General features: G+C 75.9%; 17 protein-coding genes. 14 read left to right on the top strand and 3 right to left on the bottom strand.

Annotation, left to right across the window (positions count from 1 at the left end; all coding sequences use genetic code 11):
* Position 1: 1 nt before the first annotated feature.
* The gene (locus VM636_RS04525; protein WP_338483434.1) at positions 2-2,008 is read right to left on the bottom strand and encodes a hydantoinase/oxoprolinase family protein; all 2,007 of its coding nucleotides are present in this window, start codon (positions 2,006-2,008) and stop codon (positions 2-4) included.
* Positions 2,009-2,187: 179 nt separating this feature from the next.
* On the opposite strand from VM636_RS04525, the gene VM636_RS04520 reads away from it, so the two are divergent.
* On the top strand, positions 2,188-3,999 hold the full coding sequence (locus VM636_RS04520) for an ABC transporter substrate-binding protein (protein WP_030421480.1): 1,812 nt from the start codon (positions 2,188-2,190) through the stop codon (positions 3,997-3,999).
* 56 nt (positions 4,000-4,055) lie between these two features.
* Here the strand turns inward: VM636_RS04520 and VM636_RS04515 are convergent, their stop codons facing one another.
* Complete coding sequence (locus VM636_RS04515; RefSeq protein ID WP_030421479.1) at positions 4,056-4,859, bottom strand: IclR family transcriptional regulator; 804 nt, start codon at positions 4,857-4,859, stop codon at positions 4,056-4,058.
* Between the two features lie 494 nt (positions 4,860-5,353).
* Between VM636_RS04515 and allB the strand changes: the two genes are divergently transcribed.
* From allB to VM636_RS04500, 3 genes are all read left to right on the top strand, one after another.
* The gene (gene allB / locus VM636_RS04510; RefSeq protein WP_030421478.1) at positions 5,354-6,694 is read left to right on the top strand and encodes an allantoinase AllB; all 1,341 of its coding nucleotides are present in this window, start codon (positions 5,354-5,356) and stop codon (positions 6,692-6,694) included.
* 83 nt (positions 6,695-6,777) lie between these two features.
* Positions 6,778-7,908 carry an allantoicase gene (alc, locus tag VM636_RS04505; RefSeq protein WP_053913857.1) on the top strand — a complete coding sequence of 377 codons (1,131 nt, stop codon included), beginning with the start codon at positions 6,778-6,780 and terminating at the stop codon, positions 7,906-7,908.
* Between the two features lie 229 nt (positions 7,909-8,137).
* Positions 8,138-8,746, top strand: a complete 609-nt coding sequence (locus VM636_RS04500) for a dihydrofolate reductase family protein (protein WP_030421476.1) — start codon at positions 8,138-8,140, stop codon at positions 8,744-8,746.
* An 80-nt stretch (positions 8,747-8,826) separates the two neighbouring features.
* Here VM636_RS04500 and VM636_RS04495 read toward each other — a convergent pair whose 3' ends face one another.
* Positions 8,827-9,870: a Gfo/Idh/MocA family oxidoreductase gene (locus VM636_RS04495; protein ID WP_051821437.1), complete on the bottom strand. Its 1,044-nt coding sequence runs from the start codon at positions 9,868-9,870 to the stop codon at positions 8,827-8,829.
* Between the two features lie 114 nt (positions 9,871-9,984).
* On the opposite strand from VM636_RS04495, the gene VM636_RS04490 reads away from it, so the two are divergent.
* From VM636_RS04490 to VM636_RS04445, 10 genes are all read left to right on the top strand, one after another.
* A complete protein-coding gene (locus VM636_RS04490) occupies positions 9,985-10,734 on the top strand; it encodes a GntR family transcriptional regulator (protein WP_338486295.1) in 750 nt (249 codons plus the stop codon).
* Between the two features lie 329 nt (positions 10,735-11,063).
* The gene (locus tag VM636_RS04485) at positions 11,064-12,068 is read left to right on the top strand and encodes a sugar ABC transporter substrate-binding protein (protein WP_030421473.1); all 1,005 of its coding nucleotides are present in this window, start codon (positions 11,064-11,066) and stop codon (positions 12,066-12,068) included.
* On the top strand, positions 12,065-13,129 hold the full coding sequence (locus VM636_RS04480) for an ABC transporter permease (RefSeq protein WP_051821436.1): 1,065 nt from the start codon (positions 12,065-12,067) through the stop codon (positions 13,127-13,129). The genes VM636_RS04485 and VM636_RS04480 overlap by 4 nt, the downstream gene beginning before the upstream one ends.
* Positions 13,126-14,007 (top strand): ATP-binding cassette domain-containing protein, encoded by an 882-nt coding sequence (locus VM636_RS04475; protein ID WP_078962690.1) that lies wholly within the window; start codon positions 13,126-13,128, stop codon positions 14,005-14,007. The genes VM636_RS04480 and VM636_RS04475 overlap by 4 nt, the downstream gene beginning before the upstream one ends.
* A 167-nt stretch (positions 14,008-14,174) precedes the next feature.
* Positions 14,175-15,323, top strand: coding sequence for an ROK family glucokinase (locus tag VM636_RS04470; RefSeq protein WP_030421470.1), 1,149 nt, complete (start codon positions 14,175-14,177; stop codon positions 15,321-15,323).
* Positions 15,320-15,901 (top strand): hypothetical protein, encoded by a 582-nt coding sequence (locus VM636_RS04465; RefSeq protein WP_030421469.1) that lies wholly within the window; start codon positions 15,320-15,322, stop codon positions 15,899-15,901. Before VM636_RS04470 ends, VM636_RS04465 begins: the two co-directional genes overlap by 4 nt.
* A 274-nt stretch (positions 15,902-16,175) precedes the next feature.
* Positions 16,176-19,130, top strand: a complete 2,955-nt coding sequence (locus VM636_RS04460; protein ID WP_338483421.1) for a DEAD/DEAH box helicase — start codon at positions 16,176-16,178, stop codon at positions 19,128-19,130.
* On the top strand, positions 19,127-21,670 hold the full coding sequence (locus VM636_RS04455; protein WP_338483418.1) for an SWIM zinc finger family protein: 2,544 nt from the start codon (positions 19,127-19,129) through the stop codon (positions 21,668-21,670). Before VM636_RS04460 ends, VM636_RS04455 begins: the two co-directional genes overlap by 4 nt.
* A gap of 114 nt (positions 21,671-21,784) precedes the next feature.
* Complete coding sequence (locus tag VM636_RS04450; RefSeq protein WP_338483416.1) at positions 21,785-22,777, top strand: hypothetical protein; 993 nt, start codon at positions 21,785-21,787, stop codon at positions 22,775-22,777.
* Positions 22,778-23,049: 272 nt separating this feature from the next.
* Positions 23,050-24,897, top strand: a complete 1,848-nt coding sequence (locus tag VM636_RS04445; protein WP_030421465.1) for an HSP90 family protein — start codon at positions 23,050-23,052, stop codon at positions 24,895-24,897.
* Positions 24,898-24,899 lie beyond the last annotated feature (2 nt).

Genomic DNA, 24,899 nt, shown 5'->3' with positions numbered 1-24,899 from the left:
GTCAGCTCCTGGTGAGGACGAGGTTGGTGGCCGGGTCGACCGTCGCGGTCCAGCCGCCGGGGACGTAGGCGGTGGAGGACGCGTCGGTGAGCACCGCCGGTCCGGGCAGGACGGCGCCGGGGGCGAGCGCCTCCCGGGGCAGGGTCACGGCGGCGCGCGGTTCGCCCTGCTCCAGCACCGTCGACGGCACGCGCGCGGCGTCGGGCCGGTGGGCGACCTCGGGCAGGGCGACGGAGGGGCGGGGCCGGGTGGTGCTCAGCCGCAACGTGACCACCTGGACCGCGGCGCCGGGGTCGGCGTGCCCGAAGCGCCGGGCGTGCAGGGCGTGGAAGGCGGCGACCAGCCGGCCGACCCGGTCGGGGCCGTCGTCCGGCAGCGGTACCGCCAGCTCGAAGCCCTGTCCGGCGTAGCGCATGTCGACGCTCCAGCCGTCCCGCACGGTGGCGGGGTCGACGCCCTGCCCGGCGAGTTCGGCGTGGGCCTCCCCGGTGACGGCGTCGAGCAGCGCGCGCAGCCGGTCCGCGTCGAGGGCGTCGGCGGGCACGAGGACGGTGCGGGCGAACTCCCGCCGGAAACCGGAGACCAGCAGCCCGTAGGCGGAGGCCAGTCCGGAGTGCGGGGCGATCACGACGCGGCGCATGCCGAGCTCGTCCGCCACGCCCGCGGCGTGCACCGGGCCGGCGCCGCCGTAGGCGAGCAGGGTCAGGCCGCGCGGGTCGTGGCCGCGTTCGACCGAGGCGACCCGGATGGCGCCGGCCATCGCCACGTTGGCCAACTGGTGGGCGGACCAGGCGGCCTCGCCCACCGTACGGCCCAGCCGGGCGGCGAGCGGGGCGAAGGCGGACTCGGCGGCCGGCAGGTCCAGCGGGAAGCGGCCGGCCATCATCGGCCGCGGCCCGAGCAGCCCGAGCACCGCGTCGGCGTCGGTGACCGTGGGCAGTCGTCCGCCCCGGCCGTAGCAGGCGGGACCGGGGTGCGAGCCGGCGCTGCGCGGGCCGACGGTGAGCAGGCCGCCGCTGTCCACGCCGACGACGCTGCCGCCGCCGGCGCCGACGGTGGTGATGTCGACCATCGGCACCCGGACCGGGAGCCCGTCGACGCTCACCTCGGGCGTCAGCCGCGGCGCACCGTCGACCACCAGGGCCACGTCGGTGCTGGTGCCGCCCATGTCCATGGTCACGACGTCGCCCAGCCCGGCGGACTCGGCGACCGCGACGGCGCCGCTGACCCCGGCGGCCGGGCCCGACAGCAGCATCGTCACCGGGCGCGCGGTCACCACGGGCACCGGTACGGCGCCGCCGTTGGACTGCATCACCTGGAGCCCGGCGATGCCGCGCCGGGCGGTCTCGGCGGCCAGCCGGTCCAGGTACCCGGCGACGGCGGGCCGCACGAAGGCGTCGACGGCGGTGGTGCTGGTGCGCTCGTACTCGCGGAACTCCCGCGCCACCGAGCAGGACAGCGACACCGGCAGCTCCGGTGCCAGCGAGCCGATCAGCTCGGCCACCCGGCGCTCGTGGGCGGGATTGCCGTAGGAGTGCAGCAGGCACACGGCGATCGCCGTGACGTCCCGGGCCAGCAGCTCCTTGACCGCGTGGAGCACGCTCTCCTCGTCCAGGGCCACGGCGACCTCGCCCGTGGCCGTGACCCGCTCGTCGACCTCGCGCACCAGCTCCCGCGGCACCAGCGGGGCCGGCTTGACGTACCGCAGGTCGTACATGCGGTCGCGGTCCTGGCGCTGGAGCGTGAGCAGATCGCGGAAACCGCGGGTGACCAGCAGGCCGAGCCGGGGGCCGCGGCGCTCCAGCAGCGCGTTGGTGGCGACCGTGCTGCCGTGCAGCAGCAGGGCCCCCTCGCGCAGCCCCTCGGGGAGGGCGTCGATCGCCTCGATCACCGCGTGCGACGGGTCCGCGGGCGTCGAGAAGACCTTCGCGGTGGCCCGCAGCGCGCCGTCGTCGTCCAGGACGACCAGGTCGGTGAAGGTGCCACCGCATTCGACACCAATGCGCATGAGACCCCTTTCCACGATGTGAGAGGACATACCGGTAGGGATTCCGGCCTTGAAAAGGGACGTTCCCATGGCCGACGATGCGCGGTAATACGTCGTTCTCCCCATGGACGCGGGGCGGCGTCGGTGCTGGTCGGACGCTTGGAGAAGCGGTGGGGCCACCGGGAGGAGAAAGGTGCGGCATGACGCGCGACCGTTCCGGGCCCACCGCGGCCATGGCCGAGAACACGCGGCGGGCCCGGCCGGGGGTGGCCCGTTTCGACACCCTGGGCCAGTGCGAGCGGCTCGACGTGCGCGGCTGCGACCTCGTGCTGCACGAGCGGGTGCGCCGCTGGGCGACCCTGATGCCGGAGACGGGCCGGACCGCCGTCTGCTTCGTGTGGATCACCGAGGACGGCGGCTGGGCCCGCGTCGACCTCGCCGCGCCGCCCACCGCCGAGGGCCGCCCCATCACCGTGACCGCCGCGGTGCGCCGCTGCGATCCGCCCTACGGGCTCACGCTGCGCGAACTGGACGTGCTCACCCTGCTCGCGGGCGGGCTGACCAACGGCTCCGTCGCCCACTACCTGGGCACCAGCCCCCGTACCGTCGGCAAGCAGGTCGAATCTCTGCTGGACAAGCTGGGCCAGCCGAGCCGCGCCGCCGCGGCGGCCTTCGCCGTGGACAGCGGCCTGCTGCGGCTGCCCGTGCCCGGCGGCTGCGCGGAACTGTCCGCGCTCGGCGCCGGCATGCTGGACGCGCTCGACCGGGGGCGCCCGGCCCCGCCCCGGTTCGCGGGCGCCCCGCGCCCCGGCACCCGCCACTTCGTGCCCCGACCCCTGACCGTCGGCCTCATGGCCCCGCTGCTCGGCGCCTACGGCGCCGACGGCGAGGAACTGCGCCGGGGCGCCGAACTCGCCGTCGCCGAGGTGAACGCGCGCGGCGGGGTCGCCGGACGCCCGCTGGAGCTGGCGTCCTTCGCGCTCGACAACCAGGACGCGGCCTCGGTCGACGCGGCCTTCCGCGCCGTCGCCGACCACGACCTGGCCGCCCTGGTCGGCTCCTACCTGCTGGTCGACGAACGCCCCAGCTACGAGCGGGCCGCCGCATACGGCCTCCCGTACCTCAACGTGGGCAGCAGCGACCTGCAGGCCGCCTGGGTCGCCTCCGAACCCACCGTCTTCGGCAACGTCTTCCAGGCGGGCCCGCGCCGCAGCAACTACGTGCGCGGCTTCCTGCGCTTCGCCGCCCACACCTCGGCGGCCGGGCTGTGGCGTCCCGGCCGGCGCACCGTCGGCGTGGTCGAACCGGGCGTCGCGGACGGGGAGATCCTCGGCGAGCGGGGCGCCGACCTCGTCGAGGCGGCCGGCTGGCGGGTGCAGTTCCGGATCAGGTCCGGACCGCCCTACGACGACTGGACGCGGGTGCTGGAGCAGGTGCGGCGCACCGCCCCGGACGCGCTGCTGCTCGGCAACCACCCGCCCGTGGCGATGGCCGCCTTCCAGCGTGCCTTCGCCCGCGACCCCTCACCGACCCTCGTCTACAACGTGTACACGCCGTCGGTGCCCGCCTACCTCGCGGAGGCGGGGGAGGCCGCCGAGGGCGTGGTGTGGGCCAGCGTCACCGGCCGCTACGGCGACGCCCGCGGCGCCGGGTTCGCGCGGGACTACGCCCGGCTGCACGGCCGCGCGCCCGGACACGGCCTCGCCGGCGCCGGGTACGACCAGGTCCAGGTCCTCGCGCGGGCCTGGAGCGGCCTCGACGCGCCGGGCCGGCCGGCCGAGACCGTGGCCGCGCTGCGCCACGTCGTGCACCGCGGTGTCAACGGGGCCTACTTCCTGGGGGCGGCGGGCCAGACCAACGCCGCCTACCCGGACGAGAGCCCGGACCCGTCGCTGTCCCAGGCGCCGCTGGTCTACCAGGTGCAGGGCGGGCGCAGCCGGGCGGTGCACCCGGCGCCCTACGCCGAGGCGTCGTTCCGCCCGCCCCCGTGGCTGGCGCGGGCGGCCCGCTGAGGCGGGCGCCCGACGCCGCGTCAGGCAGCGAAAGGCGGCGGGAGGCTGACGTCCTGTCAGGATGCCGAGGCGGCAGCCGAGTTGCGGAGGGACTCCGACAGTTCCGCGGCCACCTGCTGGAGCACGGGCACGATCCGCCCGGTCGCCTCCTCGGTGACGCGGCCGGCCGGCCCGGAGATCGAGATGGCGGCGGCGGTGGGGGAGTCGGGCACGGAGACGGCCAGGCAGCGCACGCCGATCTCCTGCTCGTTGTCGTCGATCGCGTACCCCTGGCGGCGCACCTCCGCCAGCGCGGCGACGAACCCGTCCGGCGTGGTGATGGTCTTGTCGGTCGCGGCCGGCATGCCGGTACGGCGCAGCAGGGCCCGCACCTCCTCCGGCGGCACGTCGGCGAGGAGCGCCTTGCCGACGCCGGTGGAGTGCGGCAGTACCCGCCGGCCGACCTCGGTGAACATCCGCATCGAGTGCTTGGACGGCACCTGCGCGACGTACACGATCTCGTCCCCGTCGAGCAGCGCCATGTTGGCCGTCTCGCCGGTCTCCTCGACGAGGCGGGCCAGGTGCGGCCGGGCCCAGGTGCCGAGGAGGCGGGAGGCGGACTCGCCGAGCCGGATCAGACGGGGGCCGAGCGCGTACCGCCGGTTCGGCTGCTGGCGTACGTAGCCGCAGGCCACGAGGGTGCGCATCAGACGGTGGATGGTCGGCAGGGGCAGGCCGCTGCTCGCGGACAGCTCGCTCAGCCCGACCTCGCCGCCCGCGTCCGCCATCCGTTCGAGCAGGTCGAAGGCGCGCTCCAGGGACTGGACGCCGCCCGGGGCGGGCCTCGCGGGGTCGGTGGTGCTGGCGCTGGACGTCGGCACGGCACGTTCCTTTCGGGACTGGCGGGAGGGCAGCAGCCTACCCGGCGGCCGGTTGACTCCCCGCTTGTCCAAAGCTACGTTCTGCGTGCTGGAAGTCTAATTCCGCTTTGTGGAAACGTCCAGGGCGGGCGCGTGCTCCGGGTCCGGAGATTCCGGCCCCCTTGACGGCTCCCGGCGGGGAGTGAAGACTCCTTCAACAGAACGTTGAAATCCGGTGGGTGGCGGTTCCTCCCGCGCCGCGCCACGACGGCTTCCGCGTGCGGTGACCACGGCACGGCACCGCCGCGCGGCGAGCCGCCACCCCGCCGGACCCGGCCGCGGCAGCGGCCCGACGAGGTGGACGCCCCGAAGGACGCGGACGACGCGGATGCCGCAGGGGCCGCGTGAACCGTGCGCGGGCGGCCACGCACACGACGCACGACCGACGTACCCGGCGCACGTGAGGCACCCGACACACGTGGCACCGGACGACGACCGACAAGGAAGGGGACCGGGTGTCCGAAGCTGAACTGGTGCTGCGCTCGACACGCGTGGTCACGCCCGAGGGGACGCGCCCCGCCGCGATCGCGGTGCGCGGCGGCACCATCACGGCCGTCCTGCCGCACGACGCCCCCGTCCCGGCGGGCGCCCGGCTGGAGGACGCCGGCGACCGGGCGGTCCTGCCCGGACTGGTCGACACCCACGTGCACGTCAACGACCCCGGGCGGGCCGAATGGGAGGGCTTCCCCACCGCCACCCGCGCCGCGGCGGCCGGCGGCATCACCACCCTGGTCGACATGCCGCTCAACTCCCTGCCGCCCACCACGACCACCGCCCACCTGGAGACCAAACGACGGGCCGCCGCCGGCCGGACCCACGTCGACGTCGGCTTCTGGGGCGGGGCCCTGCCCGGCAACACCAGGGACCTGCGCCCGCTGCACGAGGCCGGCGTCTTCGGCTTCAAGGCGTTCCTGTCGCCCTCGGGCGTGGACGAGTTCCCCCACCTCGACCAGGACCAGCTCGCCCGGTCCCTCGCCGAGATCGCCGCCTTCGACGGGCTGCTGATCGTGCACGCCGAGGACCCGCACCACCTCGCCGCCGCCCCGCAGCGCGGCGGCCCCCGGTACGCCGACTTCCTCGCCAGCCGCCCCCGCGACGCCGAGGACACCGCCATCGCGACGCTCGTCGCCCAGGCCGCACGGTTCGGTGCCCGCGTCCACGTGCTCCACCTCTCCTCCGCCGACGCCCTGCCGCTGATCGTCCGCGCACGGGCCGAGGGCGTGCGCCTCACCGTGGAGACGTGCCCCCACTACCTCACCCTCACCGCGGAGGAAGTCCCCGACGGGGCAAGCGAGTTCAAGTGCTGTCCGCCCATCCGCGAGGCCGCCAACCGCGACCTGCTCTGGCAGGCCCTCGCCGACGGCACCATCGACTGCGTGGTCACCGACCACTCGCCGTCCACCGCCGACCTGAAGACCGACGACTTCGCCACCGCCTGGGGCGGCATCTCCGGCCTCCAGCTCAGCCTCTCCGCCGTGTGGACCGAGGCCCGCGGGCGCGGCCACACCCTGGACGACGTGGTCCGCTGGATGTCCGCGGCCACCGCCCGCCTCGCCGGGCTCGACGGCCGCAAGGGCGCCATCGCGCCCGGCCACGACGCCGACTTCGCGGTCCTCGCCCCCGAGGAGACCTTCACCGTCGACCCGGCCGCGCTGCACCACCGCAACCGCGTCACCGCGTACGCCGGGCGCACCCTGCACGGCGTGGTCACCTCCACCTGGCTGCGCGGCCGGCGCGTCATGGCCGACGGCCGCCTCACGGGCCCGCAGGGCCGCCTCCTCACCCCCACCCCTTGACCACTGTCCGATCACCTTTCCCCACGGACCACCGGCCACCCGGCCCCGACACCCCGCCCCACCGAAAGGAACCCCTGATCACCGTGACGGCCCAGCACAGCGCACAGGCGGCCCGCTTCACCGGCGACGCGAAGCCGTACGGAGGCGGCGACCCGTACGCCGACTACCGCACCGGCGACCTGCCCTTCACCCGGTACGCCAACCTCGCCGACCGGCGGCTCGGCGCCGGGGCCGTCGCCGCCAACGACGAGTTCTTCGCCCAGCGCGAGAACCTGCTGGTGCCCGAGCGGGCCGAGTTCGACCCCACGGCCTTCGGGCACAAGGGCAAGGTCATGGACGGCTGGGAGACCCGCCGCCGGCGCGGCCCCGCCGCCGGGACGCCGTGGCCCGGCGAGGACGACCACGACTGGGCGCTGATCCGGCTCGGCGCGCCCGGCGTCATCCGCGGCATTGTCGTCGACACCGCCCACTTCCGCGGCAACTACCCGCAGTCCGTCTCGGTCGAGGCCACCACCGTGCACGGCTCGCCCTCGCCGGAGGAACTGCTCGCCGACGACGTCAAGTGGACCACCCTCGTCCCGCGCACCCCGGTCGGCGGCCACGCGGCCAACGGCTTCCCCGTCGACACCGAGCAGCGCTTCACCCACGTCCGCCTCAAGCAGCACCCCGACGGGGGCATCGCCCGCCTGCGGGTGCACGGCGAGGTGGTCCCCGACCCCGAGTGGCTCGCCGCCCGCGGCGCCTTCGACGTGGTCGCGCTGGAGAACGGCGGACAGGTCGAGGACGCCTCCGACCGCTTCTACTCGCCGGCCACCAACACCATCCAGCCGGGCCGCTCCCGCAAGATGGACGACGGCTGGGAGACCCGGCGCCGCCGCGACCGGGGCCACGACTGGATCCGCTACCGGCTGGCGGAGCGCTCCCGGTTCCGCGCCGTCGAGATCGACACCGCCTACCTGGTGGGCAACGCGGGCGGCTGGGCCGCGCTGTCGGTGCGCGACGGCGAGGACGGCGAGTGGCGCGAGGTGCTGCCGCGTACCCGGCTCCAGCCCGACACCAACCACCGCTTCGTCCTGCCCGAGGACGCCGTCGGCACTCACGCCCGCGTGGACGTCTTCCCCGACGGCGGCATCTCCCGCCTGCGCCTGTTCGGCTCGCTGACCGAGGACGGCGCGGCCCGCCTCACCGCCCGCCACCAGGAACTGGGCGGCTGACCCCGGGCCCCGGCCGCCCCGACCCCCCGGGGCGGCCGGGCCCGCCGCCGCCCGGCCGGCCCCGTGCCGGTGGCGGGCCCGGCCGCCGCGCGCGAGGGTGGACGCGGGGCCGCCCCGGACGATCCGGCCCGGCGGCACCGATGAGCCGGCGCCCTCCGCGGGGTCCACACCCGTGAGAGCGGGTCCGCCGGCCGCGGCGGACCCCGGACACGGAAGGCAGGCACCCGCCATGGGCAAGCTCGTCCTCACCTCGTTCGTCACCCTCGACGGCGTGTACCAGGCCCCCGGAGGTCCCGACGAGGACACCCGCGGCGGCTTCCGCCAGGGCGGCTGGAGCGTCCCGTACGGCGACGAGGACTTCGGCGCCTTCATGACCGGCGTCTTCGACCGCGTCGGCGCCTTCCTCCTGGGCCGCCGCACCTACGAGATCTTCGCCTCCTACTGGCCGGCGAAGACCGACCCGCAGGACCCCATCGCCTCCCGGCTCAACGGGCTGCCGAAGTACGTCGCCTCCACCACCCTCACCGACCCGTCCTGGGCGGGCACCACCGTGCTCGGCGGGGACCTCGCCAAGGAGGTGGCGGCCGTGAAGGAGCGCACCGAGGGCGAACTCCAGGTGCACGGCAGCGGCGACCTCGCCGCCTCCCTGTTCGACCTGGGCCTGGTCGACACCGTGCACCTGCTGACCTTCCCCGTGGTCCTCGGCGACGGCCGCCGGCTCTTCCCGCGGGGGGTGCGGCCCACCGCCTTCCGGCACACCGGCGGCCACGTCACCGCCGCCGGCGTCTGCGTCCAGTCGTACGACCGCACGGGCAGCCCCTCGTACGGCTCCTACTGACGCGCGCGGCCCCGCCGCGCACCACCGCCTCGCCCGGCGCAGGGCCGCTCCCGGTCCGCGGGACTGCGGCGTACCGTCCCCTACCGGCCGCCGAAGGTGCCGAGCCCCGGCTCCGGGAGGGGCGCCCCCGGGATCTCCGCCGGACGCACCGCGCGGCGCTCCCGCCGGGAGACCTCGCACGCCTCGGCGACCCGGAGCGCCTGGAGGGCCTCGCGCCCGTCGCACGGGTTGGTCCGCTCACCGCGCACCACCTGCACGAACGCGGACAGCTCCGCCTCGTAGGCGGGGGCGAAGCGCTCCACGAAGCCGGTCCACGGCTTGTCGGCGGCGGGCGGCCCGGTCGGCTCGGTGGACGCGATCGGCGTGCGGTCGTCCAGCCCGACGACGATCTGGTCGCGTTCTCCGGCCAGCTCCATGCGCACGTCGTACCCGGCGCCGTTCAGCCGGGTCGCGGTGACCGTGGCCAGCGTCCCGTCGTCCAGCGTGAGCACGGCCGCGCCGGTGTCGACGTCGCCCACCGCCCGGAACACCGGGGGACCGGCGTCCGACCCGGCCGCGTACACCTCGGCGACCTCCCGGCCGGTCACCCAGCGCACCATGTCGAAGTCGTGGACGAGGGTGTCCCGGAAGAGCCCGCCGGACTGCGGGAGGTACGCCTCCGGGGGCGGCTCCTGGTCGCTGGTCACCGCCCGGACGGTGTGCAGCCGCCCCAGCCGGCCGGAGCGCACCGCCTCCCGGGCCCCGGTGTACCCGGCGTCGAATCGGCGCTGGAAACCCATCTGGAGCACCGTCCCGGCCGCCTCCACCTCGGCGATCGCGGCGAGGGTGCCGGGCACGTCCAGCGCGATCGGCTTCTCGCAGAACACGGGTAACCCGGAGCGGGCCGCCCGGCCGATCAGCTCGGCGTGGGCCGGTGTCGCCGTGGTGATCACCACCGCGTCCACGCCCCAGCGGAAGATCTCGTCCACCCCCGGCGCGGCCGTCTCGCCCAGCCGGTGGGCCAGCTCCTGGGCCCGGCCCAGGTTCGCGTCGGTCAGGATCAGGGATCCGACGTCGCGGTGGCGACTGAGTGTGTTGGCGTGGACGGTGCCGATGCGGCCCGTACCGATGATCCCGATGCGCATGGAAACAAAGTGGCCGCAAGGCCGGGCCCTGTCAATGTGTATGTCCGGACAATCGAACCAGGCGGGTTCGAACGGCGGCTCAGGAGCTACGCTCGTGGCGTGCCGAAACCAGTGGTGGACCCGACCGTCTCGCTCGATCTCGGCGTGGACCGCAGCAGCCCGGTCCCGCTGTACTTCCAGCTCGCCCAGAAGCTGGAGGCCGCGATCGAGCGCGGCGCCCTCACCCCCGGCAGTCTGCTCGGCAACGAGATCGAGCTGGCCGGGCGCCTCGGCCTGTCCCGGCCCACCGTCCGCCAGGCCATCCAGTCGCTCGTCGACAAGGGCCTGCTCGTGCGCCGCCGGGGCGTCGGCACCCAGGTCGTGCACAGCAAGGTCAGGCGCCCCCTGGAACTGAGCAGCCTCTACGACGACCTGGAGGCGGCCGGCCAGCGCCCCGCGACGACCGTGCTGGTCAACACCCTCGTGCCGGCCGGCGCCGAGGCCGCCGTGGCGCTCGGGGTGGCCGAGGGGAGCGACGTCCACCGCGTGGAGCGGCTCCGCTTCGCCCACGGGGAGCCGATCGCGTACCTGTGCAACATCCTGCCCACCGGCCTGCTCGACCTGGACACGGCCCAACTGGAGGCGACCGGCCTGTACCGGCTGATGCGCGCCGCCGGGGTCACCCTGCACAGCGCCCGCCAGTCCATCGGGGCCCGCGCCGCCACCGCCGCCGAGGCCGAACGGCTGGGCGAACGCGAGGGCGCCCCGCTGCTCACCATGGAGCGGACCACCTTCGACGACACCGGGCGCGCGGTCGAGTTCGGCACCCACACCTACCGGCCGGCCCGCTACTCCTTCGACTTCCAGCTCCTCGTCCGGTCCTGAGGGGCGTACGGGGTCCGGTCCCGAGGGGCGAACGGGGCCGGGCGGGCCGGGTCCGCCGGGTCCCGGGCCGGCCGTCCTGCCCGCCGGTTCGTCACATTGTCCTGACAAAGAGACGGGCTTCCCGCGCCCCGCCGCCGGGCGGCCCTGCGCGGTGTCCGACAATGGAGCGTTTGGGGTGGGTGAGGCCCTCGGCGCCGGTGGGGATTCCGTTCCCCGCCCGGCCGCCACGAGGGCCGGCACCGACCGCGCACCACGGCAGGACGCCCGCACGACCCGGCAGGGCGGCGGGACGGCAGGACGGCATGACACGGCAAGAAGGGCACGGCCTCGTGGCACGGTTTCGGACCTGGGTAGGCATCGCGTTGGCGGGGGCACTGACACTGTCCCTGGTCGGTTGCAGCAGCGCCGGCGGCAAGCGCGCCGAGGACGCCCGCAAGGCCGCGGCGGCCGGCGGGAGGGCCGCGGTGGACACCCCCCGCTGGACCTTCGCCATGATCACGCACTCGGGCGACGGCGACACCTTCTGGGACATCGTCCAGAGCGGGGCGGAACAGGCCGCCCTCAAGGACAACGTCAACTTCCTGTACAGCCACGACGACGAGGCCCAGCAGCAGGCGCAGCTCGTCGACGCCGCCGTCGACAAGAAGGTCGACGGCATCATCGTCACCCTCGCCAAGCCGGACGCGCTCAAGGCCGCCGTCGCCCGCGCCGGGAAGGCCGGGATACCTGTGATCACCGTGAACTCCGGCTCCGGCGAGTCCGCCCGGTTCGGCGCGCTCACCCACGTCGGCCAGGACGAGACCGTGGCCGGCGAGGCGGTCGGCGAGGAACTGAACCGGCGGGGCCGCGAGCGGGCCCTGTGCGTCCTGCACGAGCAGGGCAACGTCGGCCACGAACAGCGCTGCGACGGCGTGGAGAAGACCTTCGACGGCACCCTCCAGCGCCTCTACGTCAACGGCACGAGCATGCCCGACGTGCAGTCCGCGCTGGAGGCCAAGCTCCAGACCGACCGCCTGGTGGACGCCGTCGTCACCCTGGGCGCCCCCTACGCCGACACCGCCGTCAAGGCCCGGCAGGGCGCCGGCAGCGACGCGGAGATCGACACCTTCGACCTCAACGCCAAGGTGGCCGCCGGTCTGGAGGACGGCAGCCTCGGCTTCGCCGTCGACCAGCAGCCCTACCTCCAGGGCTACGAGGCCGTCGACCTGCTCTGGCTGTACAAGTACAACGCCGACGTCCTCGGCGGCGGCCGGCCGGTGCTGACCGGGCCGCAGATCCTCACCAAGGACGACGCCGCCGCGCTGGCCGCGTACACGAAGCGGGGCACGCGATGAGCGAAACGTTTCCGCAGGTGTCCCGGCCCCAACCGGAACCCCCCGCGGCTCCCGCGCGGGCGTACGCCTCCCGGCTGCGGACGCTGCTCGCCCGCCCCGAGCTGGGCTCGGTGGTCGGCGCGGTCGCGGTCTTCGCCTTCTTCGCGCTGACCGCCGACAGCTTCCTGCGCGCCGCCAGCCTCAGCACCGTGCTCTACGCGTCCTCGACGATCGGCATCATGGCGGTCCCCGTCGCCCTGCTGATGATCGGCGGCGAGTTCGACCTCTCCGCCGGTGTCCTGGTGACCTCGTCGGCCCTCGTCTCCTCGATGGTCAGCTACCAGGCGACCGCCAACGTCTGGGTGGGCATCGCCGTCTCCCTGCCGGTCACCCTGGCCGTCGGCGCCTTCAACGGCTTCCTGCTCACCCGCACGAAGCTGCCCAGCTTCATCATCACCCTGGGCACCTTCCTCATGCTCACCGGCATGAACCTCGGCTTCACCAAGCTGATCGGCGCCACCGTCTCCACCAAGTCCATCGCCGACATGGACGGCTTCCCGGCCGCCCGCGCCGTCTTCGCCTCGACGCTCACCGTCGGCGGCGTCGGCGTCAAGGTGACCATCCTGTGGTGGCTCGGCCTGGTCGCCCTGGCGAGCTGGGTCCTGCTGCGCACCCGCGCCGGCAACTGGATCTTCGCGGTCGGCGGCAACCGGGAGGCCGCCCGCGCGGTCGGCGTCCCCGTCACCCGGACCCGGATCGGCCTCTACATGGGGGTGGCGCTCGGCGCCTGGATCTCCGGACAGCACCTGCTCTTCGCCTACGACGTCGTCCAGTCCGGCGAGGGCGTCGGCAACGAGCTGATCTACATCATCGCGGCCGTCATCGGCGGCTGCCTGATCACCGGCGGCTACGGCAGCGCCGTCGGCTCGGCGATCGGCGCGCTCATCTTCGGCATGACCAGCAAGGGCATCGTCTTCGCCGAGTGGAACCCCGACTGGTTCAAGTTCTTCCTCGGAGCGATGCTGCTCCTGGCGACCCTGCTCAACGCCTGGGTCCGCAAGCGGGCGGAGGCCACCCGATGACCCCCACCACCGTCCGCACCCCGCTCGTCGAGCTGACCGGTGTCGGCAAGCGGTACGGCGGCGTCCACGCCCTGGCGGACGTCGGCCTGACGGTGCACGCCGGGGAGATCACCTGCGTCCTCGGCGACAACGGCGCCGGCAAGTCCACCCTCATCAAGATCATCGCCGGTGTGCACCCGCACGACGCCGGCACGCTCGCCCTCGACGGCGAGGAGACCCGCCTCGCCTCCCCGCGCGAGGCCCTGGACCGCGGCATCGCCACCGTCCACCAGGACCTGGCCGTCGTCCCGCTCATGCCGGTCTGGCGGAACTTCTTCCTCGGCTCGGAGCCCCGCAAGGGCAAGGGCCCCTTCCGGCGCCTGGACGTGGACCACATGCGCCGCACCACCCGCGCCGAACTGCTGCGCATGGGCATCGACCTCGGCGACGTCGACCGGCCCGTCGGCACCCTCTCCGGCGGCCAGCGTCAGTGCGTCGCCATCGCGCGGGCGGTGTACTTCGGCGCCCGGGTCCTCGTGCTGGACGAGCCCACGGCGGCCCTCGGCGTCAAGCAGTCCGGCGTCGTCCTCAGGTACGTGGCGGCGGCGCGTGACCGGGGCCTCGGTGTCGTCCTCATCACGCACAACCCACACCACGCCCACCTCGTGGGCGACCGGTTCGTCCTGCTGAAGCGGGGCGCGACGGCGGGCGACTTTACCCGCGACGGGATCACCCTGGACGAGCTGACCCGGCAGATGGCCGGCGGCAGCGAACTGGACGACCTGCGGCACGAACTGCGCGGCCTCCGGGACGCCCCCGGCACGGACCCGGGGGACGCGCCCGAAGGCCACGGACCCGGTCCGGTGACGCGCCCGGAGAACGGGGCCCCGGACCGATGACGAACCGGACGAACCCGGCGCCCGGACCGGCAGCGGACCCCGTCCCCGCCCCGCCCCGGCCCGGGCAAGCGGGGTCCGCTGCCGGGCCCGCGCCCGTCGGCCGGCCGCGGCGTCCCGGCCCCGTCCCGTTCGGCGCGGGGCAGGGGCGTGCGGCAGAATTCGCCCCGATGAGCACCTACCGCGACCTCACCGCCCCCATCGGCTCCCGCCGGGCGCCCGTACTGAGAACCGTCGGCACCCGGGAGCGCCGCTCTTACCTGACGGCACCCCGGGTCCCGACGGTGGGCATCGACATCGGGGGGACCAAGGTGATGGCGGGCGTGGTCGACGCGGACGGCAACATCCTGGAACGGCTCCGCACCGAGACCCCGGACAAGTCGAAGAGCCCCAAAGTCGTCGAGGACACCATCGTCGAACTGGTCCTGGACCTCTCCGACCGGCACGACGTGCACGCCGTCGGCATCGGCGCGGCCGGCTGGGTCGACGCCGACCGCAACCGCATCCTGTTCGCCCCCCACCTGTCCTGGCGCAACGAACCGCTGCGCGACCGCCTCGCCGGCCGGCTCGCCGTCCCCGTCCTGGTCGACAACGACGCCAACTCCGCCGCCTGGGCCGAGTGGCGCTTCGGCGCCGGCCGCGACGAGGACCACCTCGTCATGATCACACTGGGCACCGGCATCGGCGGCGCGATACTGGAGGACGGCCGGGTCAAGCGCGGCAAGTACGGCGTGGCCGGGGAGTTCGGCCACATGCAGGTCGTCCCCGGCGGACACCGCTGCCCCTGCGGCAACCGCGGCTGCTGGGAGCAGTACAGCTCCGGCAACGCCCTGGTCCGCGAGGCCCGCGAGCTGGCAGCCGCCGACTCGCCGGTGGCCTACGGGATCGTCGAGCACGTCAAAGGAGCCGTCGGGGACATCACCGGCCCGATGATCACCGAGCTGGCCCGCGAGGGCGACGCCATGTGTATCGAACTGCTCCAGGACATAGGGCAGTGGCTCGGCGTCGGCATCGCCAACCTCGCGGCGGCCCTCGACCCCTCCTGCTTCGTCATCGGCGGCGGGGTCAGCGCCGCCGACGACCTGCTGATCGGCCCGGCGCGGGACGCCTTCAAACGCCAGCTCACCGGACGCGGCTACCGGCCCGAGGCCCGCATCGTCCGCGCCCAGCTCGGCCCCGAGGCCGGCATGGTGGGCGCCGCCGACCTGGCCCGCCTGGTCGCCCGCCGCTTCCGGCGGGCCAAGCGGCGCCGGGTCGAGCGCTACGAACGCTACGAGCGGTACGCGCAGGCCCGCCGTACCGCCCGGGAGGCACTGTGACGGACTCGCTGCCGCGTCCCGCCGCACCGCCGCAGGGACCCGCGCCGCCCGCCGAGGACCGGCGCCACGTGATCCGGCGCCGGTCGCTGACCCTCCTCATCATCGTGCTGCTCATCGGCATCCCCGCCGGCTACCTGGTGATCTCCGCCAACCAGAGCCGGGACAGCGGCAAGGTCAAGGAGGCGAAGTACTCGGCGACCGGGCTCACCGAGGGCTGGCCGTCCAAGCTCCAGCGCCGCCTGTACGAGGTGCCGGTCCCGGTCCCCTCCTCGGAGGTCGCGTACTACGAGACGAACAACTGGAAGACCTCCCGCCTGTACGTCCAGTTCGAGACGACGAGCGCCGGGCTGGACGCCTTCCTCGGCGGGATCGACGTCAGCCGGGACGACCTGGAGCGGGACCGCGCCGCCATCGGCGACCGCGAGCGGCGCGTCACCGGCTGGCGCTTCGACGGGCCCGGCCCCTGGTGGGGCCTGGTGCGCGAACAGCCGGACCCGGCGCCCAGCCAGGAGGTCCTGGTCGACCTGGAGGACCCGGACCGGCCGATGGTGTACGTGGTCGCCCGGACGGTTCCCTAGCAGGCGGCCGGACCCGGACACCGGCGCCCCGCCGGGCGGAGGAACGGCCGGGACCGCCGGGCGCGGCGGGACGGCCGGGACCGCCGGGCGCGGCGGGACGGCCGGGACCGCCGGGCGCCGGGACCGTCGGGCGGCCGGCGGGGCCCGTTGTCGTACCCCGCCCGTAGAGTCGAAGAGGTCCGGACCCGGCGGTACGCCCGGTCCGGGGACACGGCATGCCGTGCGCGGGCGACCGCGGGCACGGCCACGGGCGGGACGGGAGGTGACAGGACGGATGAGCACGACGGACGGAGCGGCCGGCGCGGTCGCGGTGGCCGCACGCCCCGGCGACCGGGCGGGACACGGACGCCGGCCCGCGCCGGCGGTCCCCGGGCGGCTCGCCGCCGTGTTCCTGCCCGCCCCCCTGCCGCGCGAGGGCCGCGTCGCCTTCTGGGACCCCGACGGCACCTGGGACCCCGGCTCCCCGCCCCCGGCTGCCGAGCCCGCGGCGCCCGCCACGGACCCCGGCCCGGACCCGGGCACCGGGGAGCAGGGCGCCGACCGCACCGAGCTGACCGTCGTCCGGCGCCACGGCGCGGGCGTCCGGCGCCGCACCGTCCCCGCGCTCACGCTGCCCCTCGGCGAGGCACTGCCCCTGCTGGTCCGCGCCCGGCGCGATCCGGCCGCCCATCCCGCCACCGCCTGCTGGGGAGCCGCCGCGCTGCACGCCCTGCGGCTGACCGCCCGCGGCCGGCTGCTGCCCGGCCTGACCGCGACCGGACACGACGCCTGGCGGGCCGGTCCCCTCGACGCCGAGGACATCGCCCACCTGCGGGCCGTCGCCGCCGCGCTGCCCCCGGAGGGTCACGCGGTCCCGCTGGAGGGGTCCGGCCCGCTGCGGCTGCCCGAGCCGGAGGCGCTGACCCGCGCCTTCCTGGACGCCGTCGCCGACACCCTGCCCCGCACCCCGGCCGCGCCCCACGCCGCGGGCCGGCCCTTCGCCGCCCGCCCCGCGCAGTACCTGCCGGGCGCCCGGGACTGGGCCGCGGAGGTCGCCGCCGGGATGGACGCCGGGGTGCGGATCTCGCTCCGCCTCGACCTCTGCGCGCACGACCTCTTCGACGCCGGCGCGACCGGCGGGGCGCGGGGCGCGGGGGCCGCCGTCGTCCAGGTGCACAGCCTCGCCGACCCCACCCTCGTCGCCGACGCCGCCGACCTGTGGTCCGGCGCCGCGGACGCGGCCTTCGGACCCCGCACGCGGGTGGACACCGCCCTCGCGGTGCGGCGGGCGGCCCGCGTCTGGCCACCCCTCGACCGGCTCGCCGACCAGGACGTGCCCGACGTCCTGGCCCTGTCCGAGGACGAGGTCACCGACCTGCTCGGCGTGGCCGCCGGCCGCCTCGCCGCCGCCGGGGTCGCCGTGCACTGGCCCCGCGACCTCGCCCAGGACCTCTCCGCCGCCGCGGTGGTCCGGCCCGCCCCCGGCTCCGCGACCGACGGCACCGGTTTCTTCGAGGGCGGGGAACTGCTCCAGTTCCGCTGGCAGTTGGCGCTCGGCGGCGATCCGCTCACCGAGGCCGAGATGGACACCCTCGCCGAGGCGCACCGCCCGGTCGTCCGGCTCCGGGACCGCTGGGTCCTGGTCGACCCGGCCCTCGTCCGCCGCGCCCGCCGACGCGACCTGGGCCTCCTCGACCCGGTCGACGCCCTGTCCGCCGCCCTCACCGGCACCGCCGAGGCGGACGGCGAGACGGTCGACGTGGTGCCGGTGGGCGCCCTCGCCGCCCTGCGCGACAGGCTCACCGCCGGCCCCCTCCCGGCCACCGCCCCGCCGGGACTCCACGCCGTCCTGCGCGACTACCAACTGCGCGGCCTGGCCTGGCTCGACCTCATGACCTCGCTCGGCCTCGGCGGCTGCCTCGCCGACGACATGGGCCTCGGCAAGACGGTCACCGTCATCGCCCTGCACCTCCAACGGGCGCACGCCGCACCCACGCTGGTGGTCTGCCCCGCCTCGCTGCTGGGCAACTGGCAGCGGGAGATCGCCCGGTTCGCGCCCGGCGTCCCCGTCCGCCGCTTCCACGGCGCCGACCGCACCCTGGACGGGGTGACCGGCGGCTTCGTCCTCACCACCTACGGCACCATGCGCTCGGCCGCCCCCGAACTGGCCGGACGGGACTGGGGCCTGGTCGTCGCCGACGAGGCACAGCACGTCAAGAACCCGTACTCCGCCACCGCGAAGGCGCTGCGCACCATCCCGTCCCCGGCGCGCGTCGCCCTCACCGGCACCCCGGTGGAGAACAACCTCTCCGAGCTGTGGGCGCTGCTCGACTGGACGACCCCCGGGCTGCTCGGCCCGCTCAAGTCCTTCCGCGCCCGGCACGCGCGCGCCGTGGAGAACGGCGAGGACGAGCAGGCGGTGGAGCGGCTGGCCCGCCTGGTCCGGCCGTTCCTGCTGCGCCGCCGCAAGTCCGACCCGGGCATCGTCCCCGAGCTGCCGCCCAAGACCGAGACCGACCACGCCGTCCCCCTCACCCGCGAACAGGCCGCGCTCTACGAGGCGGTGGTGCGCGAGTCGCTGCACGCCATCGAGACCTCCGGGGGCATGGCCCGCCGGGGCCTGGTGCTCAAGCTGCTCACCTCGCTCAAACAGATCTGCGACCACCCCGCCCTCTACCTGAAGGAGGATCCGGGGCAGGGCGGCGCGGGGCGGCTCGTCGCCCGTTCCGGCAAACTCGCCCTCCTGGACGAACTGCTGGACACCCTCCTCGCGGAGGACGGCTCGGCGCTCGTCTTCACCCAGTACGTCGGCATGGCCCGGATCGTCGCCGCCCACCTGGCCGCCCGCGCGGTCCCGGCCGACCTGCTGCACGGCGGGACGCCGGTGGCCGAGCGGGAGCGGATGGTGGACCGCTTCCAGAGCGGCGCGACACCCGTCCTCGTCCTGTCGCTCAAGGCCGCGGGCACCGGCCTGAACCTCACCCGGGCCGGCCATGTCGTGCACGTCGACCGCTGGTGGAACCCGGCCGTCGAGGAGCAGGCCACCGACCGCGCCTACCGCATCGGCCAGACCCAGCCGGTGCAGGTCCACCGCCTCGTCACCGAGGGCACGGTCGAGGACCGCATCGCCGGGATGCTGGAGGCCAAGCGCGCTCTGGCCGACGCCGTCCTCGGCTCCGGCGAGGCGGCCCTGACCGAACTCACCGACCGAGAACTGGCCGACCTGGTGTCGCTGCGGAGGCCGTCATGACCCCCCGTCCCTCCGAGGAGGCCCGCCGCGCCCTGCGCGCCGCGCTGCGCCGGAGCGAGGCGGCCCGTGGCGACGACGGGGCGCCGGGCCCCGCCGCCCGGCGCGCGGACGCCGGGCCGGAGGCGGAGGCCAGGCCCGGCGACGTGGCACGCGCGGCCCTCCGCGAGGCCGCGGCGCGGCGGCGTACGGCGACCGGCCCCTCGGCGACCGGTTCCCCGGCGGTCGGCCCGGAGCGGACGGCGGGGGAGGGGGTGGAGCGCGCGGGGCCGGGTGAGCCGGAGGGCCCGGAGGCGTCCGGGGAGGCGCCCGCGCCGGGCACGGCCGCTCCCGAGCCGACGGGGGGCCAGGCCGGAGCGGGCCAGGCGGGAGCGGTCCGGGCCGGCGCGGGCCCGGCGCAGCATCCCGGCGAGGCCGACACCGAGGCCGACACCGAGGCCGACCCGGCGCCCGAGGCGGCAGTGCCCGCTCCTCCGTCTCCCTCCCCGTCCCGTACGCCGCCCGACGCCGACGACACCCCGGGTGAGCGGCCCGGGGACGTGGCGCGGGAGGCGCTGCGGGCGGCCCGCGAGGAGGCGCGGCGCTCCCTGGCCCGGGCCACGACCCGGACCCGCCGCGTCGGGTCCGTCGACGGCCCCTCGTTCTCCGCCGCGGCCCGGCCCCCGTCCGGCGACGCCCGGGTCCGCGCGGTCCGGGAGGCCCTGGCGGACTCCTTCCGCCTGCCGCCCGACCTGGACCGGACGCCGGACGTGGACGGGCCGCCGGACGTGGACCGGACACCGGACGGGCATCGGACGCCCGACCCGGCCCGGGAACTGGACCCGGCCCGGGAACTGGACCCGGCCCGGGAACTGGACCCGGCCCGGGAACTGGACCCGGACCGGGAACTCGACCCGGACTGGAAGCCCGAACCGGATCGGGAACCCGACTCGGAGGGGACGGCCGGCCTGCTGCGGGAGTCCGACCGGAGTGGGGCAACCGGCTCCGCCCGGGCGTCCGACCCGGACCGGGCGTCCGACCCCGGCCGGGCACCCGGGGCCGCCACCGCCGGTCACCGGCCCGCCCGCGGTGACCGCCGCGCCCCCACGGCCCGCCCCGTTCCCCCCACGCCCCCGCCCGCCCCACCGGAGGCCGGGTCCGCCCCCGTCGCGCCCCCCGGTGGCCGTCCGCACCCGCACCCGCCCGTCGAAGGCCCCTTTGCCGGCGAGCCCCCGCGCCAGGGCCGCGCGGGCGGCCACGAACCGGGCGGCGGCGACGCCCCCGCCGCACCCCCCGCCCCCCGTTCCATGGCGGCCCCGGGCCGGGACGGCGATCTGCGGCGTACCTTCCCGGCGCCGGAGCCCCGCGAGGGTGACGCCTTCGCCGCGACCTGGTGGGGGAACGCCTGGGTGACCGCCCTGGAGGAGGGCGCCCTGGACCCGGCCCGGCTGGCCCGCGGCCGGACGTACGCCGAGCGGGGACACGTCGACGCCATCACCGTGACCCCCGGCCTGGTCCTCGCCTACGTCCAGGGCAGCCGCCCCCGCCCCTACCGGGTGCAGATCCGGCTGCGCACCCTCGACGACGCGGACTGGCAGCGCTTCCTGGACACCGCCGCCGAACGCCCGGGACACATCGCCGCGCTCCTCGACAAGGAGTTGCCGCACTCCCTCGCCGACACGGGCGTGCCGCTGCTGCCCGGTCCCGGCGAGCTGACCCCGCAGTGCAGTTGCCCCGACACCGGCCGGCCCTGCAAGCACGCCGCCGCGCTCTGCTACCAGACGGCACGCCTGCTGGACGCCGACCCCTTCGTGCTGCTCCTGCTGCGCGGCCGGGGCGAACGCGCCCTGCTGGACGCCCTGTCCCGGCTCAGTGCCGCCCGCGCGGCCCGCGCCGCCCGCGACAAGGGACCGGCGCCCCTGCCCGGCGTCCGGGCCGGCGAAGCGCTCGCCGCGCGTACGCTGCCGCCGCTGCCGGAGCCGCTGCCCGCGCCCCCGCACCCCGAGCAGCCCCCCGCCTACCCGGCGTCCCCCGGCGGCCCGGACCCCTTCGCCCTGGACCAACTGGCCACCGACGCCGCCGCCCGCGCCCACGCCCTGCTCACCACCGGCCGGGACCCGGTCGGCGGACTGACCGACTGGCAGGACGCCGTCCGCCTCGCCGCCGCCCGCCCCGGCTCCGGACTCACCGCCGGCACCCGGGCCCTGTACGCCGCCCTCGCCGCCGCCTGCGACCGCACCACGGCCGATCTGGCCCGCGCCGTGGCCGCCTGGCGCCAGGGCGGAGCGGCGGCGCTCACCGTCCTCGACGAGGCGTGGGACCCGCCCGCCGGACGCTTCGACCGGGCCCGCCCGTTGCTGCTCGCCGCCGACCTCCCGGCCTTCCGCCCCTGGCGCAACCGCCTCACCCACCCCCGGGGCCACGTCCAGCTCCGCCTCGGCCGCACGGGCCTGTGGTACGCGTACGAGTCCGAGCCCGGCCGCGACGACTGGTGGCCCCGCGGCACCCCCGACCTCGACCCGGTGGGCGCGCTGACCGGTCTCGGTACCCCGGACGGCCTCTGACGCCCAACTGGCCCGTCCGGTTGTGAAGTCGGAGTGAAAACCCTGTGGAAGCACTGCTGTTGCCGGCGCATATGCTGCACCGGACGATCACCGGGATCAGGGGAGGGCACGGCATTGTTCGGCAAGCTGTTCGGCAGGGGCGCGGAACGACCGGCGGCGCACCCGTACGCCCTCCCCGCACCGGCCCGGCGGAGGAACGGCACCTACACGCTGCGGGCCCTCGGCGACACCCGCGTCCTCGCCCTGGTGGAGGCCGCCGAGGCGGGCGACTGGGCGGCGGTCAGGGCGGCCCTCGCCCCCTTCGACCTCGGCCGCCACCACCACGTGCTCGATCAACTCGCCCGGGTGGACGGCGTGGAGAAGTGGATCCCGCGGGCCGTCGAGGAGGACGGGGACGACGAGGGCCGGGCCGCCGCCCTGCTGATATCCGGCGCGCGCCACATCGTGTGGGGCTGGGAGGCGCGCACCGCCGACCGCGCGGTGAACGTGTCGCAGGAACAGTGGCGCGTCTTCCACGAGCGGCTGCGGATCGCCGAGGAGCACCTGCTGAGGGCGGCCGAGCTGCGGCCGGCGGCGGTCACGCCGTGGGAGCAGCTCCTGATCTCAGGCCGCGGCATGTCGCTCGGCACCGTCGTCAACGAGACCCGGCTGCGGGCCGCGCTACGTCGCGACCCGCTGTCGCCCGCCGTCCACCGGGCGTGGCTCTCCCAGTTGCAGCCCCGGTGGGGCGGAAAGCCGGGGGAGGCACTGGACTTCGCCCGGGAGGCGTTCGGCCGCGCACCGCGGGGCCACGGCCTGGGGTGCCTGATCGCGGCGGCGCACATCGAGGAGTGGGTCGAGGCCGAGAGCGGCGAGGTGCTGCAAACCCCAAAGACGCAGGCCGAGTTGCGGGCGGCGGCCGACCACAGCATCCTCCATCCCGACTACGGCTGGGCTCCGGGGTGGCAGTACGACTTCCACACCTTCGCCATGGCGCTGACGCTGGCCGACGAACGGCACACCGTCCGGCGGGTCCTCCACACTCTGGACGGGGCCTTCGTGCCCGGTACCTGGATCCACTCCGCGGACCCCGAGAAGAGTTTCGCCCGCGCACACCGCCGCGCCTGAGCCGCGGCGGGGCCCCTCCTCCGCCCGGCCGCCACCGGTGGCCGTCCGGCGCCGCCGGCGGGGGCCCGGTCCACGCGCCGCACGCCGCGGCCCGCGGACCACCCGCCCCGCCCGCCCCCGGCCCCGTGGCCCGTGATCCCGAGCGCACCGGCCGCCCCTCCGCACCTACCGCCCCTCCGCACCTACCGCTCTCACGCCCGTACGCCAGGCCCCGTACGCCCGGCCGCCGGGTCCGCCCGTCACCCGTCGCCCCTCCCACCCCGGACTGCCCGATGACTCTGCCCGACACCGCCACGAACCCGGCCGGCGCCGACCGCACCTTCCAGGTGGACCTGCGCGGCCTCGTCGACCTCCTCTCCCACCACCTGTACTCCAGCCCCCGCGTCTACCTGCGCGAACTCCTCCAGAACGCGGTCGACGCGCTCACCGCCCGCCACCGCCTCGCCCCGGACGTCCCCGCCGACGCCCTCGGCATCCGCCTGTACGCCGACGGCACCGCCGTACGCGTCGAGGACGACGGCGTCGGCCTCACCGAGGCCGACGTGCACACCTTCCTCGCCACCATCGGCCGCAGCAGCAAGCGCGCCGAGACCGTCGCCGAGCAACGTGCCGACTTCATCGGCCAGTTCGGCATCGGACTGCTCTCCTGCTTCCTGGTCGCCGACGAGATCCACGTCCTCAGCCGCTCCGCCCGCACCCCCGACGCGCCCACCGTGGAGTGGCGGGGCCGCGGCGACGGCGGTTACACCGTCCGCACCCTGCCCGCCTCCGCGCGCCCGCGCCCCGGCACCACCGTCACCCTCACCCCGCGCGCCGACGCCGGGGAGTGGACCCGCCCGGCCCAGGTGCACGCGCTCGCCCGGCACTTCGGCGCGCTGCTGCGCCACCCGGTGACCTTCGACGACGGCACCGGTGGCCCCGTCGTGCCCGTCAACCCCGAACCGGCCCCCTGGTCCCGCGTCCACCCCACGCCCGGCGCCCGCTCCCGGGCGCTGGCCGCCTACGGTGAGGAGGTCTTCGGCTTCACCCCGCTGGACACGATCGAACTGGACCTGCCGGCCGTCGGACTCAGGGGCATCGCCTGCGTGCTGCCCGAGACGGTGCCCGCCGGGCGCCGTCACGGGCACCGCGTGCACGTCAAGGGCATGCTCCTGTCCGACCAGGCCGACGAGATCCTGCCCGACTGGGCGTTCTTCGTCCGCTGCGTCGTCGACGCCGAGAGTCTGCGCCCGACGGCCTCCCGCGAGTCCCTGTACGAGGACGACACGCTCGCCGCCGTGCGCGACGCGCTCGCCGAACGGCTGCGCGACTGGATCGCCCGCGCCGCCGCCGGCGACCCGGACCTCCTCGGCCGCTTCCTCCAGGCCCACCACCTGGCCGTCAAGTCCCTCGCCGTGCACGACGACGAGATCCTGCGGATGCTGCTGCCGTGGCTGCCCTTCGAGACCACCGCCGGGCACACCACGCTCGACGAGTTCGCCCGCACCCACTCCACCGTCCTCGTCACCTCCAGCGTGGAGGAGTTCCGGCAGGTCGCCGCGATCGCCTCGTCCGCCGGGCTCGGCGTCGTCAACGGCGGCTACACCTACGACCGCGAACTGGTCCGCCGGCTGCCCGAGGTACGCCCCGGGACCACCGTCGCCGACCTCGACCCGGCCACCCTCACCGCCCACCTCGACCCCGTCGACCGGGACACCGAACTCGCCGCCGCGGCCTACCTCGCCCGGGCCCGCGACGCCCTCGCCGTCTTCGACTGCGACGTCGCGCTGCGCGCCTTCCAGCCCGCCTCCGCGCCCGCCCTCCTCGTCGACAGCCGCGAGGCCCGCCACGAGCGCACCCGCTCCCAGCTCGCCCGGGAGCAGGAGGGCGGTCTGTGGGGCGACATCCTCGGCGCGCTGCGCCAGGAGGCCCCGCGCGCCCAGCTCATCCTCAACCAGCTCAACCCGCTGGTCCGCACCGCCGTCGCCATCGACGAACCCGAACTGGCCCGCACCAGCGCCGAAGCCCTCTACGGGCAGGCCGTCCTGCTCTCCCGGCGCCCGCTGCGGCCCGCCGAGTCCAGCCTCATCAACCGCTCCTTCCTCGATCTTCTCGCCCACGCCCTGCGCAAGGACCGCTGACG

The sequence above is a fragment of the Streptomyces sp. SCSIO 75703 genome, assembly GCF_036607905.1.
Classification (GTDB): domain Bacteria; phylum Actinomycetota; class Actinomycetes; order Streptomycetales; family Streptomycetaceae; genus Streptomyces.
This window is presented reverse-complemented; position numbering and strand designations above follow the sequence as displayed.

What these genes read in the sequence shown, in the direction of transcription:
- VM636_RS04480 (WP_051821436.1), top strand. Translation starts at nt 12,065, where the DNA reads ATGAGCGAAACGTTTCCGCAGGTGTCCCGGCCCCAACCGGAACCCCCC.
- VM636_RS04500 (WP_030421476.1), top strand. Translation starts at nt 8,138, where the DNA reads ATGGGCAAGCTCGTCCTCACCTCGTTCGTCACCCTCGACGGCGTGTAC.
- VM636_RS04445 (WP_030421465.1), top strand. Translation starts at nt 23,050, where the DNA reads ATGACTCTGCCCGACACCGCCACGAACCCGGCCGGCGCCGACCGCACC.
- VM636_RS04520 (WP_030421480.1), top strand. Translation starts at nt 2,188, where the DNA reads ATGACGCGCGACCGTTCCGGGCCCACCGCGGCCATGGCCGAGAACACG.
- VM636_RS04460 (WP_338483421.1), top strand. Translation starts at nt 16,176, where the DNA reads ATGAGCACGACGGACGGAGCGGCCGGCGCGGTCGCGGTGGCCGCACGC.
- VM636_RS04475 (WP_078962690.1), top strand. Translation starts at nt 13,126, where the DNA reads ATGACCCCCACCACCGTCCGCACCCCGCTCGTCGAGCTGACCGGTGTC.
- VM636_RS04470 (WP_030421470.1), top strand. Translation starts at nt 14,175, where the DNA reads ATGAGCACCTACCGCGACCTCACCGCCCCCATCGGCTCCCGCCGGGCG.
- VM636_RS04495 (WP_051821437.1), bottom strand. Translation starts at nt 9,870, where the DNA reads ATGCGCATCGGGATCATCGGTACGGGCCGCATCGGCACCGTCCACGCC.
- VM636_RS04525 (WP_338483434.1), bottom strand. Translation starts at nt 2,008, where the DNA reads ATGCGCATTGGTGTCGAATGCGGTGGCACCTTCACCGACCTGGTCGTC.
- VM636_RS04455 (WP_338483418.1), top strand. Translation starts at nt 19,127, where the DNA reads ATGACCCCCCGTCCCTCCGAGGAGGCCCGCCGCGCCCTGCGCGCCGCG.